The following is a 15634-nucleotide window of genomic DNA, read 5'->3' on the forward strand; positions in this document are numbered from 1 at the left end:
TGACAGTGGTCTTGTGGCGGCAAAGTCCGAGCGAGCGCTCCGCACAATCCGCCGCACACTCCTCCCGTCATGCTGAGGTGCCCGCTTTGGCGGGCCTCGAAGCATGGGGCCGCATCCTTCGAGGCCCGGCGCATTCTGCGCCGCGCACCTCAGGATGACGTCGATAGGTGAGGAGAAGCCTCGACTTACCCGGCGTCTTCGACCCGGGGCTTCTGCTTCATGCCGAATAGAGCAGGGATATCCAGGAAGCGCGCGGTGGCCCGGCAATAGGCCTTGTAGGTGTCGCCGTATTCACGCTCCAGCCAAGCCTCCTCAGTCAGCGCCATAAGCACGTAGACGCAAGCCATCACGAAGCTCTGGGCAATGGTGAGGTAGGAGTTGGCGAAGATCGAAAGGCCGATCAGTCCCATGATCGAGAAGGTGTACTGAGGATTGCGGCTGATGTGATAGAGGCCGCCAGTCACCAGCCCGTCGGAGCCGCAATAAGTGTTGCCGAGGCCGAGATTGAAATAGCCCAGCACGGTGATGCCGAAGCCGATCACGAAGAGCGGCACGCCGAAGATGAAGCGCGTCGCATCGAGCAGCGGCACGGCGTTCCAATCGAGAAGCCCTAAGATGAAGGCGAAGAGCATTCCGCCGCGGAAGAGCGTCCAGAAGGTGATGCTCTGCCAGGTGCCTGGCTTAGGGGTGGGCCAAATCCGAAACGGGGGGAAGAACAGCGTGGCAAGGAGCAACGCGTTCAGGGTGAGGCCCATCAACAGGCCGATTGCGAAAACGATCTCTGTCATGTTGGCGCGAACCAAACAGATTCATTTTGCAGATTTGCGACACTGTATCAGAAGCCTGCCCCTTTCGATATCCGCAGCTCAGATCTTTTGATTGTATTCCCCAACCTCCGGCTGCTTGGAGAGCACCGCGTCGATCTCCTCGAAGATGGAGCGCATGTTCGCTTCAGAAGTCGGGCTCTCGACCACCACCACAAGCTCCGGCTTGTTGGAGGATGCGCGGACCAGACCCCAGGTGCCGTCCTCCAGCACGATGCGGACGCCGTTCACGGTGATCAGCTCGCGGACCTTCTGGCCGGCCAGGGTCTCGCCCTTCTTCTCCAGATCCTGGAAATGCTCCACAACGCGCTCGACGACATCGTATTTCTGCTCGTCGTCGCAATGGGGCGACATGGTCGGCGACTGCCAGGTCTGGGGCAGGGCATCGCGCAGCTCGGCCAGGGTCTTGTCCGGATTGCGGTCGAGCATTTCGAGCACGGCGATGGCCGAGACCAGACCGTCGTCGTAGCCACGGCCCAAGGGCGGGTTGAAGAAGAAGTGGCCGGACTTCTCGAAGCCGACCAGCGCGCCGGTCTTGTGACTGTAGCGCTTGATGTAGGAGTGACCGGTCTTCCAATAGTCGGTCCTGGCGCCGTTCTCGATGAGAACGGGGTCGGTCTGGAACAGGCCCGTCGACTTCACGTCCACGACGAAATGGGCGTTCTTGTGCAGCTTGGAAATGTCCCGGGCCAGCATCACCCCCACCTTGTCGGCGAAGATCTCGCGGCCTTCATTGTCCACCACACCGCAGCGATCGCCGTCGCCGTCGAAGGCGAGGCCGAGATCGGCCTTGTTCTCCAGCACCGCATCGCGGGTGGCGTGGAGCATGTCCATGTCTTCCGGGTTCGGGTTATGGGCGGGGAAGGTGTAGTCCAGCTTGCAATTGAGCGGGATTACCTCGATGCCCAGCATCTCCAGCACGTGGGGGGCGAAGGCGCCGGCGGTGCCGTTGCCGCAGGAGACGACCGCCTTGATCTTGCGCTTGAACTTCGGGCGGTCGGTCAGGTCTGCCATGTAGCGCTCGGGCAGATCGTCCACATAGATGTATTTGCCGCCACCAGGCGTGGGGAGATCGCCGGAGAGCACCAGCTCCTTCAGGGCCGTCATGTCTTCCGGCGCGAAGGTGAGCGGGCGCTCGATGCCCATCTTGATGCCGGTCCAGCCATTGTCGTTATGGCTGGCGGTGACCATGGTCACGCCTTCCACATCGAGGGCGAACTGGGCGAAATAAGCCATGGGCGACAGCGCCAAGCCGATATCGTGCACCTCGGCGCCGCCCGCGAGCAGCCCTTCGATCAGCGCCGCCTTGATGGCGGAGGAATAGGAGCGATAGTCGTGACCGACCACGAAGCGGGGCGGAACGCCCTGCTGCTTCGCAAGCGCCGCGATGCCGAGCCCCACCGCTTGGATGCCCATGAGATTGATCTCCTGGGGGTAGAGCCAGCGGGCGTCGTATTCGCGGAAGCCCGTGCGCTTCACCAGCGGAAGCCGTTCGAATTCGACGGTGTTGGGTTCGAGGTCTTGGCGTGGTTTGGCGAACATCCTGCCCCCTTGATTGGCTGATCTTTTCGACCGGCGTTGGCCCGGCCCGTTCGACGAATGAATGGGCCCGACATTGAGTTCCGCCGTCTCATAGCGGGCCGTGCGGGCAAAACAAAGGCTGTTATGGCCGTTCAGCGCTAAACTGGCCGGCCGGCCGGACAGGCAGTGCACCGCTGTGAACCGACGAGAGGAGCCCATCCGTATGTTCAGCTACATGATGATCGGCACCAACGATCTGGCTCGCGCCATTCGTTTCTACGAGCCGGTCATGGCCGCGCTGGGACACTCCCGCTTCGCCGAGGACGATCCTACAGGTGCTGCCTGGGGCGTGCCCGATCCAGGGCCGCATATCATGGTCGCAGAGCCGCTCGACGGCAGGCCGGCGACGGTCGGCAACGGCATGATGATCTCGTTTCTTGCGACGGACCGGGAGACCGTCGACCGCTTCTATGCGGCGGCCATGGCGAATGGGGGCACGGACGAAGGGCGGCCCGGCCTGAGGCCCCATTATGGGCCGAATTTCTATGCGGGGTACGTCCGGGACCCGGACGGCAACAAGCTCAACGCCGTCTGCTACGCGCGTGAATAGGCGGGTCCAACGTCAGCGGGTGAGGACGAGCTGCCCGTTCTCGATCTCGAAGCGCTTCAGCTTGCTCAGGAAGCTCATGCCCAGGAGGTTCTGGGCCAGGACGCCGCGCTCGGCCACAACGGCGGGAATGTCGCGCAGGAGGATGCCGCCGACCCGGACCCGGCTCAGCCGGACGGGCGCCACCTGGGCGATGCCGTTGGCCGTCTGGACCTTGCCGGAAAAGTTCAGGGTGTTGGGAAACAGGCCAGACCTTTGGGCGTCCTCATAGGTGAGGACGACCAAGGTCGCGCCCGTATCGACCATGAAAGGCAGGATGTGCCCGTTGACCACCGCATCGGTCGAATAGTGGCCATAGCCGTCCTGCCGGATGCGGACGATGCCGCCGCTGCTCGCGACGTCCTGGGGCCGTTCGCCGAGCTCCTCGGGGCTGAACTCGGCCATCACGTCGCCGCGGACATCCAGCACCTTGCGCTGGATATCGTCGTAGAAATAGACGGCGAGGAAGACGACGAGGAGCCCGAAGGTCCAGCCGAGGGCTTCGCGAATTAGGTGCCTGGTGCCGGAGGTCAAAGCCGTCTCCGCGAGGTTGGCGCGGCGGGCTTCGTGAGGAGCGCTAGCCGCGCAAGGTCAGGTAGTTTCCGGAAAATTCATAAGACCGAAGGCGGCTTAAGAAACTCATACCGAGCAGGCTCTCGGACAAGCTCCCTTCGCGTGCAACGAGAGCGGCGACATTCTCAAGCTTGAGCGGGCCGATGGCGACCTCGCCGAGGCGGACGCGTGCGGCCAATGTCTTGCCGTTGGCGGTCAGCACGGGGATGTTGTAGCGCAGCTCGCCGGTATCGATGCCGATCTCCTCGGCGTCCTCGGCGCGCAGCACCACGGTGGTGGCGCCAGTGTCGACGATCATGGAGGTGGGCGTGCCTTCCACATCGACCATGGCGGTGAAATGACCGCCAAGGCGCTTGCGCAGCTTTACCTCGGGCCGGCCGCTTTCGGTCTCCTCGACGACCACGCCGCGGCCCGGCATCAGCTCCCCCATGACCCGGTCGGCCATGGGCAGGAGGTCGGTGCGGTAGGTGTAGATGGTCACGAGCGCGAGGCCCAGCGCCGCCCAGGTGATCAGATCCCGGACCATGGCGCCCGCCTTGCCGCCATAGCGGGCGAACATGCCGCCGCCGAGAAAGATCAGCAGGGCCAGGCTCATCACCACATAGCCGAAGGATTCCGCATCCAGGTTGGCGACGTCCTTGGTGGAATCGCTCAGCAGGAGTATGGCGCCGAAGGCGAGAACGAAGAGGGCGATCCAGGTGGACAAGGAGGTCACTCTTTCATTGAAGCAGGGTGGCCACGCAGCGGCAGTCTCCGCGCCGCTATACCGGTGTCACGACGCTCGACCGATCACGTATGTAGGGGCTGAAATAGCCGAGCACAACGCGGCCGTGCATTGCCGCGCCTGCGCCGCTGCTAGGCGGAACGGCGGGCGTGCTGTTGCCAGAGCCAGGGACGTTTCCGCTCCTGCTTGTCGGCTTGGGCGGCCGCGGCTTCCTCTTCTTCCTGGCGCCGCTTCTCGCCCGGCTCCTCGATGCGGGGCAGGGCCTCTGCGAGGCGCTTGCGCGGGAAAGCGATGGTCACCTCGGTGCCGTAGCGCAGCTTGCTCTTCAGCTCGAACGTACCGTCGTGAAGCTCGGTCAGCGCCTTGGTGATGGGCAGGCCGAGCCCGGTGCCGCCTTCGGCCGTCTCGTGGGCAAGGGAGCCCTGGCCGAAGCTCTGCAGCACCCGCGGGATCTCGTGTTCCGGGATGCCGGGCCCGGTATCGCGCACGCTCAGGAACTGCCCACCGCTCTCGGTCTCCGAGATGGTCAGGGTGATGGTGCCGTTTGGCGGCGTGAACTTGATGGCGTTGGACAACAGGTTGAGGCAGATCTGGCGGATAGCGCGCTCGTCGGCCCAAAGCTCGGGCAGGTCGGGCTCGAAGATCTCCTTGATCTTTAGCCCCTTGTTCTCCGCGCGCACGCGCACCAGCCGGTGGCAGTCCTCCACGATGTCGGTGAGGGCGACGGCGGATTCGTGAAGCTGATAGCGGCCGGACTCGATGCGGCTGATATCCAGCACCTCGTTGATGAGATTGAGGAGGTGCTGGCCGCTGTGATGGATGTCGTTGGCGTATTCCTTGTACGACGGATTCGAATGCGGCCCGAGAATCTCCGCCCGCATGATTTCCGAAAAGCCGAGGATCGCATTCAGCGGCGTGCGCAGCTCGTGGCTCATGGTCGCCAGGAAGCGGGACTTGGCGACATTGGCCTCCTCGGCCCGGAAGCGGGCATCGTCGGAAATCGCCTTGGATTGCTCCAGCTCGGCGATCAGGGCGTCCTTCTCCGCCCGGAACTCCAGCATGGCGAGGACGGTGCTGTTCACGCCGTTCATCAGCCAGATGAAATAGATGTGCACGCCCACCGCCATGGCCGCCATGGCCCAGTAGAACGGGTTGTCGAGCAGCACGAAGCGCACGACGAGCGCCGCCGTCATGGGAAGCGTGCCTGCGTAGACGATGGACATGTTGGTCGATGCGAACAGCATGCGCATCGAGATGACCACCAGCACGGAAGCGAAGATGAAGGTGTGGGCGGATTCGCTCTGGGTGTCTGCGTTGATGAACACCACGCTCGCCCAGCAGACGCCGTAGAAGAATTCTGCCGCGGTGATCTTCGCCCGCCACCGGGCGGTGTCGACCTCACCCTTCACCGTTTTGGCGAACTGGCGGCAGAGGATGAGCAGAATGGCCTTCGACACGAAGACCATGCCGAGCCAGTAGATGAGCGGTGTGACCGGCGCCCAGAACATCATGCCCATGGCCACGATGATGGCCAGCAGGGGCGTGGTGAGCGCGGCTGCGAGCTCGTTCTTCACGAACATCAGCAGCAGGTCGTAATCGAACTCGGGCTTGAAGCCGCTCTTATAGGTGAGCTTCTCGCGCGCTTCCTGGACGCTGCGCGAGGACCGTCGCTTGGCGTTGGCCGCAGCTGTGGCGGCTGCGCGGTTTTCGGCTGACGCGGTAACACTCATGGCCGCTACGCCTTTACCGGACGGAATGAAACTGACACGAAAAAGCACCCCAAGAGCCCCCGACCAGCGGCCTGGTCAGGGGTTGCCGCAAATCAGTTGCGAACTATGGGGTGAAAATCCCTAACGCGGCGTTTACTTTCGCGCCGGGCTGGCACGCCTCGTCTTCGCCCTTCAAGCGTGCCATACCGTTCAAGGGAGGCGACGCTTATCGCCGGGCCGGCTATTTCAGGTCCGGGCAGGGCTCTATATTGGAGAGGACCATGCATTTGACGATTGTCGGCTGTGGCGACGCCTTCGGGTCGGGCGGGCGCTTGAACACCTGTTTTCACGTTCGCACGCCGGAAAGCTGCTTCCTGATCGATTGCGGCGCGTCGAGTCTTATTGGCCTGCAGCGCCTCGGGCTCGCCCCCAACGAGATCGACACCGTCTACGTCACCCATCTTCACGGCGATCATTTCGGTGGGCTGCCCTGGCTCCTGATCGACGCCAATCATCGCAGCGGGCGGACGGCGCCGCTTACCATCATCGGACCCAAGGGGCTGGAGGAGCGGTTCGTCACGGCGGCGGAAGCGCTCTATCCCGGTGCCACGAAGCGGGAACGCGCCTTCGATCTGAAATTCGTCGAGATCGAGGAGGGGAAACCCCTCACCACGAATGGCGTCACGGTCACCGGCTACGAGGTGGAGCACCCTTCCGGCGCGCCGCCTTATGCGCTGCGCTTCGAGACAAACGGCAAGATTCTAGCCTTCAGCGGGGACACGACGTGGAGCGATAATCTTCCGAAAGCGTCGGAAGGCGCAGACCTCTTCATTTGCGAATCATATCAATTCGATCAGCCCAATCCGGTGCATCTCGACTTCAAGACGATCGATGGGAATTTCGAGGCTTTGGGTGCAAAGAAGATCCTGCTGACCCATATGAGCCAGGACATGATGGACCATGCAGGCTCGGTGGACGGAAAGCGCTATGCTGCCGCCGAGGACGGCATGGTGATCGATCTTTAAAGTCACGCGTTGATCTCCTGGATGCGGGAGGACACGACAGCCGAGATGACACCGGAAAGCGCGAAGCTGGAGCGGCTGCTGGCCGAAATCAGGCAGTGCCGCTATTGCGTCGAGACGCCGGCGCGGCGTCCGCTCCCCCATGAGCCGCGGCCCGTCCTGCGGGCGAGCGCCACGGCGCGGCTGGGCGTCTGCAGCCAGGCGCCGGGCACCCGTGTGCATGCGTCCGGCAAGCCCTTCACGGACCCGTCTGGAAATCGACTGCGCGAGTGGATGGGCGTCACGCCGGAGGAGTTCTACGACGAGCGCCGGGTGGCCATCGTGCCCATGGGGTTCTGCTTTCCCGGACAGGATGCCAAGGGTGGGGATCTGCCGCCGCGCCGGGAATGCGCCGCCCTCTGGCATGAGCGCGTGTTCGATGCGCTGCCCGGGCTGGAGCTGATCCTCGCGGTCGGCTCCTATGCCCAGCACTGGCATCTGGAGGAGCGGGCCGGAAAGACCCTGCAGGAGACCATGCTCGCCTGGCGGGATCACCTGAACCGGCCTGAAGGCCCGCGTATCCTGCCCCTGCCGCATCCCTCCTGGCGCAACAATGCCTGGCTGAAGCGGAACCCGTGGTTCGAGGATGAGCTGCTGCCGGTACTTCGCCGCGAGGTGCGGGCGTTGCTGTAGCGCGCCGTGCGGTTAGAAAAATAATCTAATGGATTGGCTGTTGCGCCTTTTCATTTGCGCGTAGGCGCGCTATTCCCCTCAGGATTGAGAAATTTTTTATCGGGCCCCTGATGACCCTCGACCGAATGGACCGCAAGATCCTGGAGATCCTGCAGGAGGACGCCACCATTCCCGTCGCCGAAATCGGCAAGCGGATCGGCTTGTCCACCACGCCGTGCTGGCGGCGCATTCAGAAGCTGGAAGAGAACGGCGTGATCCAACGGCGGGTCGCGGTGCTCGATCCCAAGAAGGTCAATGTCGGGGTCACGGTGTTCGTCTCGATCACCACCAGCCATCACGCCCAGGACTGGCTGGACCAGTTCCACGGCGTGCTGAGCGCGTTCCCGGAGATCGTCGAGTTCTACCGCATGAGCGGCGAGGTGGATTACCTGCTGCGGGTCGTGGTGCCCGATATCGAGCATTACGACGCGTTCTACAAAAAGCTGATCTCTCAGATCGAGCTGACCGAGGTGAGTTCGGCCTTTGCCATGGAGCAGATCAAGTTCACCACGTCGCTGCCGCTCGCCTATGCGGTGCCCGAGCCGGCTTAGTCGCTATCCCGCGATAGCCGGGCGATGAGGCTGGATGTGTCCCAGCGGCCGCCGCCCATCTTCTGCACATCGGCGTAGAACTGATCGACCAGAGCGGCCACGGGGAGCTGGGCGCCGTTGCGCCGGGCCTCGTCGAGCAGGATGGCGAAGTCCTTGCGCATCCAGTCGACGGCGAAGCCGAATTCAAATTCGCCCTTGCTCATGGTCTCCCAGCGATTGTCCATCTGCCAGGATTGGGCGGCGCCCTTGGAGATCGTCTCGATGACCTTGGGGATATCGAGCTCGGCGCGCTCGGCGAAATGGAGCGCTTCGGACAGGCTTTGGACGAGGCCTGCGATGCAGATCTGATTGACCATCTTGGTAAGCTGGCCGGCGCCGGCGGGCCCGATCAGGGTCGCCTGCTTGGCGTAGGTGTCGATGACGGGCTTGGCGCGGTCGAAATCCGCTTCCTCGCCACCGATCATCACGGTCAGCGCGCCGTTCTCCGCGCCCGCCTGACCGCCTGAGACCGGCGCATCCAGGAAGCCCGCGCCTTTTTCCTTGGCTGCTTCGGCAAGCTCCCGGGCGATCTCGGCCGAAGCCGTGGTGTGGTCGACGAAGATCGCGCCTTTGCCGAGGCCGTGAAAAGCGCCGTCCTCGCCAAGGGTGACCTGGCGGAGATCGTCGTCGTTGCCGACGCAGGCGAGCACGATATCGGCGCCTTCCGCGGCAGCCTTGGGCGTGGGGGCTGAGCGGCCGCCATACTGCTTTTCCCAGCGCTCTGCGGTCGCACCAGTGCGGTTATAGACGGTGACCTCGTGGCCAGCATTCTTGATGTGGCCGGCCATGGGAAAGCCCATGACGCCGAGGCCGATCCAGGCGATTTTCGGAGTGGTTTTGGTCATGGGCGCCACTCTGCCCCGACATTTTCCGCTTTCCAAGCACCGCGACCTGTTGCCGCGAGGTCACATGGGCTGTGGCCAATGCGCATGAAGATCATGCTGCTATGCACCTAATATGCTTGGGTTTTTAGGTCAATAAGCCTGACCTATCGATCTATAGAATTGTTTTTGCGAATGTTTTGACGCATCGCCCCCTCTTGCGCAACGCCAAAAAAGGCGCATCATTTCTTTTGCAGTGCAACATTCTTGGCGGGTTTTCCGATCACGGAGGCCGCGCACGAAAGAGAGGCTGCTATGAAAAACCGCACGAGTTGGGTTTTGAGTCTGGCTCTTCTGGGCATCGCCTTCGGTGCCACAACGGGAAGGGCCGCGGCCGACGAGCTGAAACGCGTCGAATCGGCCGCCCTTGAGCGTTTCGCCATGCATTCCGGCTTCGAAGGTGGAATGTGGACCCACTACGTCCCTGAGGATGTGAACGGCGAGTTCGAGAGCTACGATCCGATCGGGCTGATTGCCGGAAGCCTCATCAAGACCGACTGCTCGATCAGCTGGCAGGATGAGGATGGCAAGCTCTACTGCTTCGCCAGCACCGCGTCCCTGGGGCATTTCCAGGACTGGCCGCACACCAATGTGGAGAAGGCGCGCAAGGCCTGGACGACCCTGTCGGAGAACGTACCTCCCCAGTCCTAAGCACTGGCGGCTGCGCTAAGATCAGGAGCAACCTTGTAATCCGCTCCCGCATTCTCCTCCTATAAGGGGAGGAAATGGGAGATGGATATGACGCTCCAGAGATGGAAACGGACCGCCCTGTGCGCAGGGACCGCTTGTCTTTTGATCGGCTTCGCCGGGCCGGTTGCGCTGGCTGGTGATCCTGTCGAAGAGCAGGCTACGCCCGCGCAACGTGAGTATGAGATCCTGGACAACAAGACCGATTATCCGAAGCCGCCGAAAGTGCGCTCCACGGATACCGGCATTTGGAAGGCCGTCGTTCCCCACGGCGTGAAGGGCGAGTTCGACAGCTACGATCCGGTCGGGCTGATGGCCGGCGATCTGATTAAGGCGGATTGCTCGCTCAACTGGCGCGACGAGAACGGTAAGCTCTACTGCTTCTCCAGCGGCACGTCCCTGGTCTATTTCAAGGATTGGCCGCAGCGGAATATCCGGAAGGCGCGTAAGGCCTATCACGAGCTCACCAAGGAGCCGAAGCCGGGCTCTTGATCAGATAACAAAGCCGCGGGGCAGGGCCCCGCAGGCCGAAGCGTCGTCTAGTGGATTTTGCCGGAGCGCATGTGCTGGCCCGCGAGGGCGTCGAGCATGTCGGTGTTGCCGTCCTCGCCGAACTCTGCCTCTGTCGCACCGAACTCGGTCGACGCCTCATCGCAGACGCCTTGCTCCGACCGCAGACATTGGGCGAGCAGCTCGAGCAGGGAGGCGTGCAGTTCGCGTTCGGCCTCGAGGCAGGGCGGATTCGCCGCCAGGAAAGCCAATATTTCTCCGTAATCCGGCATTTTCGGACCCCCGTCCTTGACCCCAGCCGACTCAAAGCATCGGGCAGAGCTGTGTCAGAACTGTGGTCAGCCGCCGAGCGGGTAGCGCTTCAGAAGCCGCAGCGGCGAGCGGCCGCCGGGATCGCCGAGCAGGGACAGGGCGTCGATCTCGATGCCCTCGGAGCAGATGTGCTCCAGCACGGGCGCGAGAGCCTCCGCGACTTGCTCGATTTGCGCCGGCTCCATGGGGCCGGTTAGCCGCAGGCAGAAGCGGAATTCGCTCATGACGTTCGCGTCGCCGAAGCTTTCCAGCAAGAGCCGCTGATAGGGGTTGAGCGTGCGGACGTCCCGCTCGTTCGGCTGGACCGGCTGACGGTCGTCGGCAAAGCCATCGAAGCCGCTGACGCATTGGGCCGCGAGCCAGTCGAGCGCTGGGTCGACCTGCTCGGCCCGGAGCACCAGATAGCGCCCCTCGCGAGTGAGGGTGAGCGGCCCTGTCGCCACGGGCTTGCGGCGCTTGGCGAAGCTCTTCAGCCGGCTGCGCAGCGCATCCGGTCCCTTGCCTGGCCGGAGCGCGAAGGGCGCCTTGAGCATGGCGTGCAGACCGGGATAGCTGCCCGGCATGGCGGGCACCTTGGCGCCGCCATGGGTGCTGAGCCCTGCGCCGGAAAACGCATGCAGTGTGGAGCCGCCGCCGGCATAGCCGAACCAGGATCGGCTGAAGGCTGCCAGCGCGGTGTTTGGCTTGGGGGTGAAAGAGATGCCGTAGCGGGCGCATGCCTGCCGCGGCAGTGGGGCATCTTGTGGGTCGTATTCGACCGCCGCATGGTTCAACATGACGCTTCCTTCCTCGTTTTCGCGATTTTGGTTTCCCCAAATCGCTGGCCTCCTTCCCTTCATACCGCGCGGCTATGGCAAGGCGGCGACAGGTTCTGGGCGAGATCGGGGCCGATGGGTGAAGGCTTGATGAAGGAGGCTCTGGCGCCGGCGCCAGACAAGGGCCGGCGGCGGTATCGGTGCGCCTAAGAACGGGCAAGAAAGAACAGGTGAGAAAGGAGACCGAATGATCGAATTTTATACGTGGAGCACGCCCAACGGGCAGAAGGTCTCGATCATGCTGGAGGAGGTCGGACTCCCCTACAATGTGCACACGGTCAACATCCTGAAGGATGAGCAGTTCGACCCTGAATTCCTCGCCATCTCGCCCAACAACAAGATCCCGGCCATCCTGGATACGGAGAACGATCTGGCGCTGATGGAGTCGGGTGCCATTCTGCTCTATCTCGCCGAGAAGACCGGCAAGCTGTGGCCCCAGGAGAGCCCCGCGAAATGGGAGGTGATGCAGTGGCTGATGTGGCAGATGGGCGGCTTCGGGCCGATGCTCGGCCAGGCTCACCATTTCCTCTATTACAACAAGGGCAAATCCGATTACGCCGAGGAGCGTTACGCAGGCGAGGCGGCGCGGCTGTGGGGCGTCCTCGATAAGCGGCTCGCCGATCGTCCCTATGTTGCCGGCGACTATTCGGTGGCGGACATCTCTATATGGCCCTGGGCGACCCGCTACGAGAGCCAGGCCATCGAGCCACAAAACTATCCCAATGTCGTGCGTTGGTACCGGGAGATCGCGGAGCGCCCTGCGGTGCAGCGCGGCTGGTTCGTGCCCGAGCGCGAGGAGGGGATCCCCATGCCGTAAGCTGGGGGCCGCTTCATTGGCGCTTCACGATGCTGTAGCATGGGCAAAAGACAACTGTAGGTATCCGATGCCGAGGATGAAGGAGCGGTTTGCGCATCTTACGCGCGGGCGCTCCGCAACGCTTAGAAGGAGTGCAGATATGAAAAGAGCGGCGATTGATCCTGCTGCTTCATGTTTCCCCGGCTTTGCTGGCATTGCGAAGCTGGCGTCCGTGGTGGCTGTCGCCTTCGCGCTCGCCGGACTGCTGGCGCCCAACCCGGCCTCGGCTCAAATTCTGAAACGCGGCGTGCAAGGCGGTGTCGCCGGCGCCGTGATCGGCGGTATCGCGGGCGGTAGCGATGGCATCGGCAAGGGTGCCGCCATCGGTGCCGGTGCCGGTCTCGCGGTGGGCGCTCTGGAGCGGGAGAGCAACCGCCGCCGGGCCTATGCCGCGCCGCCTCCGCCCCCGCCGGCCTATGGCGGTCAGCTCGTGGCGGACACTCAGGCGGCGCTGACCCGTCTCGGCTATCGGCCGGGTCCCATCGACGGCGTGATGGGGCCGGGCACCAGCAGCGCGATCCGGAACTATCAATACGCCTATGGGCTGCCCGTGACCGGACGGCCGTCGCCGTCGCTGCTGGATCACATGTATTCCCGCGGCGGCTAGCCGAGACCGGCGCCTCGCCAACATCATGTCCTTCCGACCTTTCGCCTTCGCCGCTGTTCTGCTCGCCGCCTTCTTGGTGAGTGGGACAGCGGCGCGCGCGGCCACCTATGGGCTGGCGATCGGGGTCGACGACTATGACCGCGGAGACCTCCACGGCGCGGTGGCCGATGCGAAGGCCATCGCTGCCGGGCTGGACGATGCGGGGGCTGCGAAGGTCGATCTCCTCACGGGCAAAAAGGCCAGCGTAGATTCCGTGAAAAGCGCGTGGACGGCGCTCTTGGATGGCGCCGACTATGGCGACGTCATCGTGCTCTCTTTCGCCGGCAAGGGCGATCTTGGAGAGAACGGGCCCGTCTATCTCTTCGGCGATGGCGGGGCGCTTCCGCGCAAGACTGTTCTCGATTGGGCGCGCGCGGCGGAAGAGAAGGGCGTGAAGCTGCTCTTCATCGGCGATGCCAGTTTCGCCGGCGGGCTTGAACGGCCTTATCCCAAAGATCTCGTGGGCTTGCGCCAATCCGGCGAGACGTCGGGCGAATCCGCTCAAAGTGGTGTTCAGCCGGAAAACGACTTCTCCAAAGCCACGTTTGCCTACGGCGCGCCCGCCGGCAAAGCCGTGCCCGAGCTTCGGATCGGTGACGGGACCCGCGGCGGTTTGAGCTGGGCTTTCGTCCAGGCGCTCTCCGGTGCGGCGGAGGAGGATTCCGACGGGCTCCTCAGCGATCACGAACTCGCCGTCTATCTGCCGCTCGCCGTCGGTGCGCTCACCGAGGGACAGCAGCAGGTTCAGGTTCTGCCGCGCCGCTCTCGGCCCATGACGCTTTTTCCAACCGGCGCAGGCGGATCCAATGAAGCGCTGGCGGAGACCCCCTTGCGTCTTGCCGTGGTCGGCGGCGAGGCGGCGGTGATCGGCGACTTTCCCGATGTGGAGATCGTCGAGGATCCGAAAGACGCGGAGCTGATCTGGTCGGTGGCCGACGAGATCCTCACCCACCGCATCGGCGGTGTGGTGGCGAGCGGCGTCGATGCGGACGCCCTTGGTAATGCGCTCGCCAAATGGTCGACGCTCGACTGGCTGGTAGCGCGGACCGCGCGGGGCCCGGTGCATACGGATCTGGTGAGCGGGCCAGCGCGGTTGCAGTCAGGGGCGCGGGCGCAGATCGAGATCTTGCCCGGTCGCTATCCTATGCTCACGGTCTTCGATCTCGGACCCAAAGGGAATGTCGCGCCGATCATGCCCGCCAATGCAGAGCTGGCCGATAAGCCCCAGAACCGGCGCCATATCCACCAGATGTTTCAGGTGAGCGATGGGCCGGACGGTGCGCTCCACCGCATCGTGATCTTCTCCGATACGCCGCTCACCGGGCTTCACGATTCTCTGAAGGGCATGGAGGCGTCGGGAAAGACGGAAAATCTGCGCGCTGCGATTCAGGACGCTCTGCCGCCGGAGGCCAAGGCCCAAGTGGGCATCCTGCCGATCTATACGGGGCCCGGCGCTTCGTCGCCGGCGGAGTAGGCGGTCCCTAGTTCGCTGCGAACCCCTTGGCATTTCTGCAATTTTGCCCCTAAGCTGACGGTTAACAAAGCGTTAACGCGTCTTTCCGGGGGTGATTCATGTCCTGCTTCTCTTTGCGCGCATCCGTCTCGCGCCTGCTTGGTGCAGGCGCTGCCGGGGTCGCCTGTCTGCTGCTTGCCGCCGTTATCGCGCCGGCCAGCGGCCAAGCCGACAGCCTCATGGAGCGGATGACCCGGCTGGCCCGGGCCGGGGAAACGGCCTGCGCCGATCCGTGGACCTATTCCCGCGGCCTCGACAAATGCATCTGCATCAAGGCCGGCTACAGCAAGCAATGGGGGCAGTGCCTGCCCATGGAGGCGGGCCAGTTGGCGGAGACATCCAAGGACGACAGCCCCGCTGTGACCTCCGCGTTGCCGCCGGAGACGACCGGCGCGCTTCCGGAGAAGAAGGCCCCAGCGCAGGCTGTGCAAGCGCCAGAGGATCCGGCCGCCGGCATGGAGAAGATCGCACGAGCGCAAGACTGCCTGTCGTCCCTCGGTCTCTACGAAGGGGCCATCGACGGGGAAGGGGGCAAGGCCACTTCGGCGGCCTATGGACGCTTCGCTAAGGCGCGCGGCCTGCCTCAGTCCGACGCTCTTACGAGCCTGCGGGCCCAGGCCGCGTTGCAGGGCGCGTGCGGCCAGCGCTGGGTCAGCGCCAAGGCGGAGTGAGCCAAAAGGCGTCTCGCTATTTCAGCCGTGCCTTCAGGGGCAGGGCGGCGAGCTCTTCCTTGACGACCACATTGGCGCGCTCTTCGGCCCGGCGATACGCCTGAACCACTGCGCGGCCTTCTTCGGTCACCTGCGCGCCGCCGCCCCGCGACCCGCCGGTCGCGGTCAGGATGAGCGGCTTGGCGAACATGTGATTCAGGGCGTCCACCAGAAGCCAGGCGCGGCGGTAGGACATGCCCATTTCGCGGCCGCCGGCGGAGATCGATCCGGTCCGGTCGATGGCTTCCAGCAGCTCAACCTTGCCCGGCCCGAGGACCAACCCGTCGCCCATGGGGATGCGCAGGCGCGGGAAGGGCTTCGCGGGCTTGGTCTTCGTTTGTGCTGAGTTGCCGCTCACGCTGCTGGTCCAGTTTCGGTCCTTCG

General features: G+C 63.9%; 19 protein-coding genes. 10 read left to right on the plus strand and 9 right to left on the minus strand.

Going from position 1 to position 15634, the window contains the following annotated elements; translation table 11 throughout:
- Positions 1-185: 185 nt before the first annotated feature.
- Positions 186-788, minus strand: a complete 603-nt coding sequence (locus tag ACFQ2F_RS06815; protein ID WP_379087624.1) for a methyltransferase family protein — start codon at positions 786-788, stop codon at positions 186-188.
- Between the two features lie 78 nt (positions 789-866).
- Positions 867-2366: a phosphomannomutase/phosphoglucomutase gene (locus tag ACFQ2F_RS06820; RefSeq protein WP_379087627.1), complete on the minus strand. Its 1500-nt coding sequence runs from the start codon at positions 2364-2366 to the stop codon at positions 867-869.
- Positions 2367-2568: 202 nt separating this feature from the next.
- Here ACFQ2F_RS06820 and ACFQ2F_RS06825 point away from each other — a divergent pair, with 202 nt between their 5' ends.
- The gene (locus ACFQ2F_RS06825; protein WP_379087630.1) at positions 2569-2955 is read left to right on the plus strand and encodes a VOC family protein; all 387 of its coding nucleotides are present in this window, start codon (positions 2569-2571) and stop codon (positions 2953-2955) included.
- A gap of 12 nt (positions 2956-2967) precedes the next feature.
- Here the strand turns inward: ACFQ2F_RS06825 and ACFQ2F_RS06830 are convergent, their stop codons facing one another.
- The 3 genes from ACFQ2F_RS06830 to ACFQ2F_RS06840 form a co-directional block, all read right to left on the minus strand.
- Positions 2968-3525, minus strand: a complete 558-nt coding sequence (locus ACFQ2F_RS06830) for a retropepsin-like aspartic protease family protein (protein ID WP_379087633.1) — start codon at positions 3523-3525, stop codon at positions 2968-2970.
- 43 nt (positions 3526-3568) lie between these two features.
- On the minus strand, positions 3569-4270 hold the full coding sequence (locus ACFQ2F_RS06835) for a retropepsin-like aspartic protease family protein (protein ID WP_379087636.1): 702 nt from the start codon (positions 4268-4270) through the stop codon (positions 3569-3571).
- A gap of 149 nt (positions 4271-4419) precedes the next feature.
- On the minus strand, positions 4420-6018 hold the full coding sequence (locus ACFQ2F_RS06840; protein ID WP_379087638.1) for a sensor histidine kinase: 1599 nt from the start codon (positions 6016-6018) through the stop codon (positions 4420-4422).
- Positions 6019-6278: 260 nt separating this feature from the next.
- Here ACFQ2F_RS06840 and ACFQ2F_RS06845 point away from each other — a divergent pair, with 260 nt between their 5' ends.
- The 3 genes from ACFQ2F_RS06845 (at position 6279) to ACFQ2F_RS06855 (ending at position 8281) form a co-directional block, all read left to right on the plus strand.
- Positions 6279-7022, plus strand: coding sequence for an MBL fold metallo-hydrolase (locus ACFQ2F_RS06845; protein WP_379087641.1), 744 nt, complete (start codon positions 6279-6281; stop codon positions 7020-7022).
- A 45-nt stretch (positions 7023-7067) separates the two neighbouring features.
- Complete coding sequence (locus tag ACFQ2F_RS06850) at positions 7068-7691, plus strand: uracil-DNA glycosylase family protein (protein ID WP_379087644.1); 624 nt, start codon at positions 7068-7070, stop codon at positions 7689-7691.
- Positions 7692-7801: 110 nt separating this feature from the next.
- A complete protein-coding gene (locus ACFQ2F_RS06855; protein ID WP_069095349.1) occupies positions 7802-8281 on the plus strand; it encodes an Lrp/AsnC family transcriptional regulator in 480 nt (159 codons plus the stop codon).
- Here ACFQ2F_RS06855 and ACFQ2F_RS06860 read toward each other — a convergent pair.
- Positions 8278-9165, minus strand: a complete 888-nt coding sequence (locus ACFQ2F_RS06860; RefSeq protein ID WP_379087647.1) for an NAD(P)-dependent oxidoreductase — start codon at positions 9163-9165, stop codon at positions 8278-8280. The genes ACFQ2F_RS06855 and ACFQ2F_RS06860 overlap by 4 nt on opposite strands.
- Before the next feature lie 291 nt (positions 9166-9456).
- Between ACFQ2F_RS06860 and ACFQ2F_RS06865 the strand changes: the two genes are divergently transcribed.
- A complete protein-coding gene (locus ACFQ2F_RS06865) occupies positions 9457-9852 on the plus strand; it encodes a hypothetical protein (protein ID WP_379087650.1) in 396 nt (131 codons plus the stop codon).
- 87 nt (positions 9853-9939) lie between these two features.
- Entirely contained in the window at positions 9940-10380 is a 441-nt protein-coding gene (locus ACFQ2F_RS06870) for a hypothetical protein (protein ID WP_379087652.1), read from the plus strand.
- Positions 10381-10427: 47 nt separating this feature from the next.
- Here ACFQ2F_RS06870 and ACFQ2F_RS06875 read toward each other — a convergent pair whose 3' ends face one another.
- The gene (locus ACFQ2F_RS06875; RefSeq protein ID WP_379087655.1) at positions 10428-10670 is read right to left on the minus strand and encodes a hypothetical protein; all 243 of its coding nucleotides are present in this window, start codon (positions 10668-10670) and stop codon (positions 10428-10430) included.
- Positions 10671-10736: 66 nt separating this feature from the next.
- Positions 10737-11486, minus strand: a complete 750-nt coding sequence (locus tag ACFQ2F_RS06880; protein ID WP_379087659.1) for a DUF1045 domain-containing protein — start codon at positions 11484-11486, stop codon at positions 10737-10739.
- Between the two features lie 226 nt (positions 11487-11712).
- Between ACFQ2F_RS06880 and ACFQ2F_RS06885 the strand changes: the two genes are divergently transcribed.
- From ACFQ2F_RS06885 to ACFQ2F_RS06900, 4 genes are all read left to right on the plus strand, one after another.
- Positions 11713-12342 (plus strand): glutathione S-transferase family protein, encoded by a 630-nt coding sequence (locus ACFQ2F_RS06885; RefSeq protein WP_379087663.1) that lies wholly within the window; start codon positions 11713-11715, stop codon positions 12340-12342.
- Between the two features lie 139 nt (positions 12343-12481).
- Positions 12482-12988, plus strand: a complete 507-nt coding sequence (locus ACFQ2F_RS06890) for a peptidoglycan-binding domain-containing protein (protein ID WP_379087666.1) — start codon at positions 12482-12484, stop codon at positions 12986-12988.
- A 25-nt stretch (positions 12989-13013) separates the two neighbouring features.
- Complete coding sequence (locus ACFQ2F_RS06895) at positions 13014-14501, plus strand: caspase family protein (protein ID WP_379087669.1); 1488 nt, start codon at positions 13014-13016, stop codon at positions 14499-14501.
- Positions 14502-14599: 98 nt separating this feature from the next.
- Positions 14600-15211, plus strand: a complete 612-nt coding sequence (locus tag ACFQ2F_RS06900) for a hypothetical protein (protein ID WP_379087672.1) — start codon at positions 14600-14602, stop codon at positions 15209-15211.
- Positions 15212-15227: 16 nt separating this feature from the next.
- Here the strand turns inward: ACFQ2F_RS06900 and ACFQ2F_RS06905 are convergent, their stop codons facing one another.
- Positions 15228-15608: a winged helix-turn-helix domain-containing protein gene (locus ACFQ2F_RS06905; protein WP_379087675.1), complete on the minus strand. Its 381-nt coding sequence runs from the start codon at positions 15606-15608 to the stop codon at positions 15228-15230.
- Between the last annotated feature and the right edge of the window lie 26 nt (positions 15609-15634).

Origin of the sequence: Methyloligella solikamskensis, assembly GCF_042676065.1 — a bacterium.
GTDB classification, from domain to species: domain Bacteria; phylum Pseudomonadota; class Alphaproteobacteria; order Rhizobiales; family Methyloligellaceae; genus Methyloligella; species Methyloligella solikamskensis.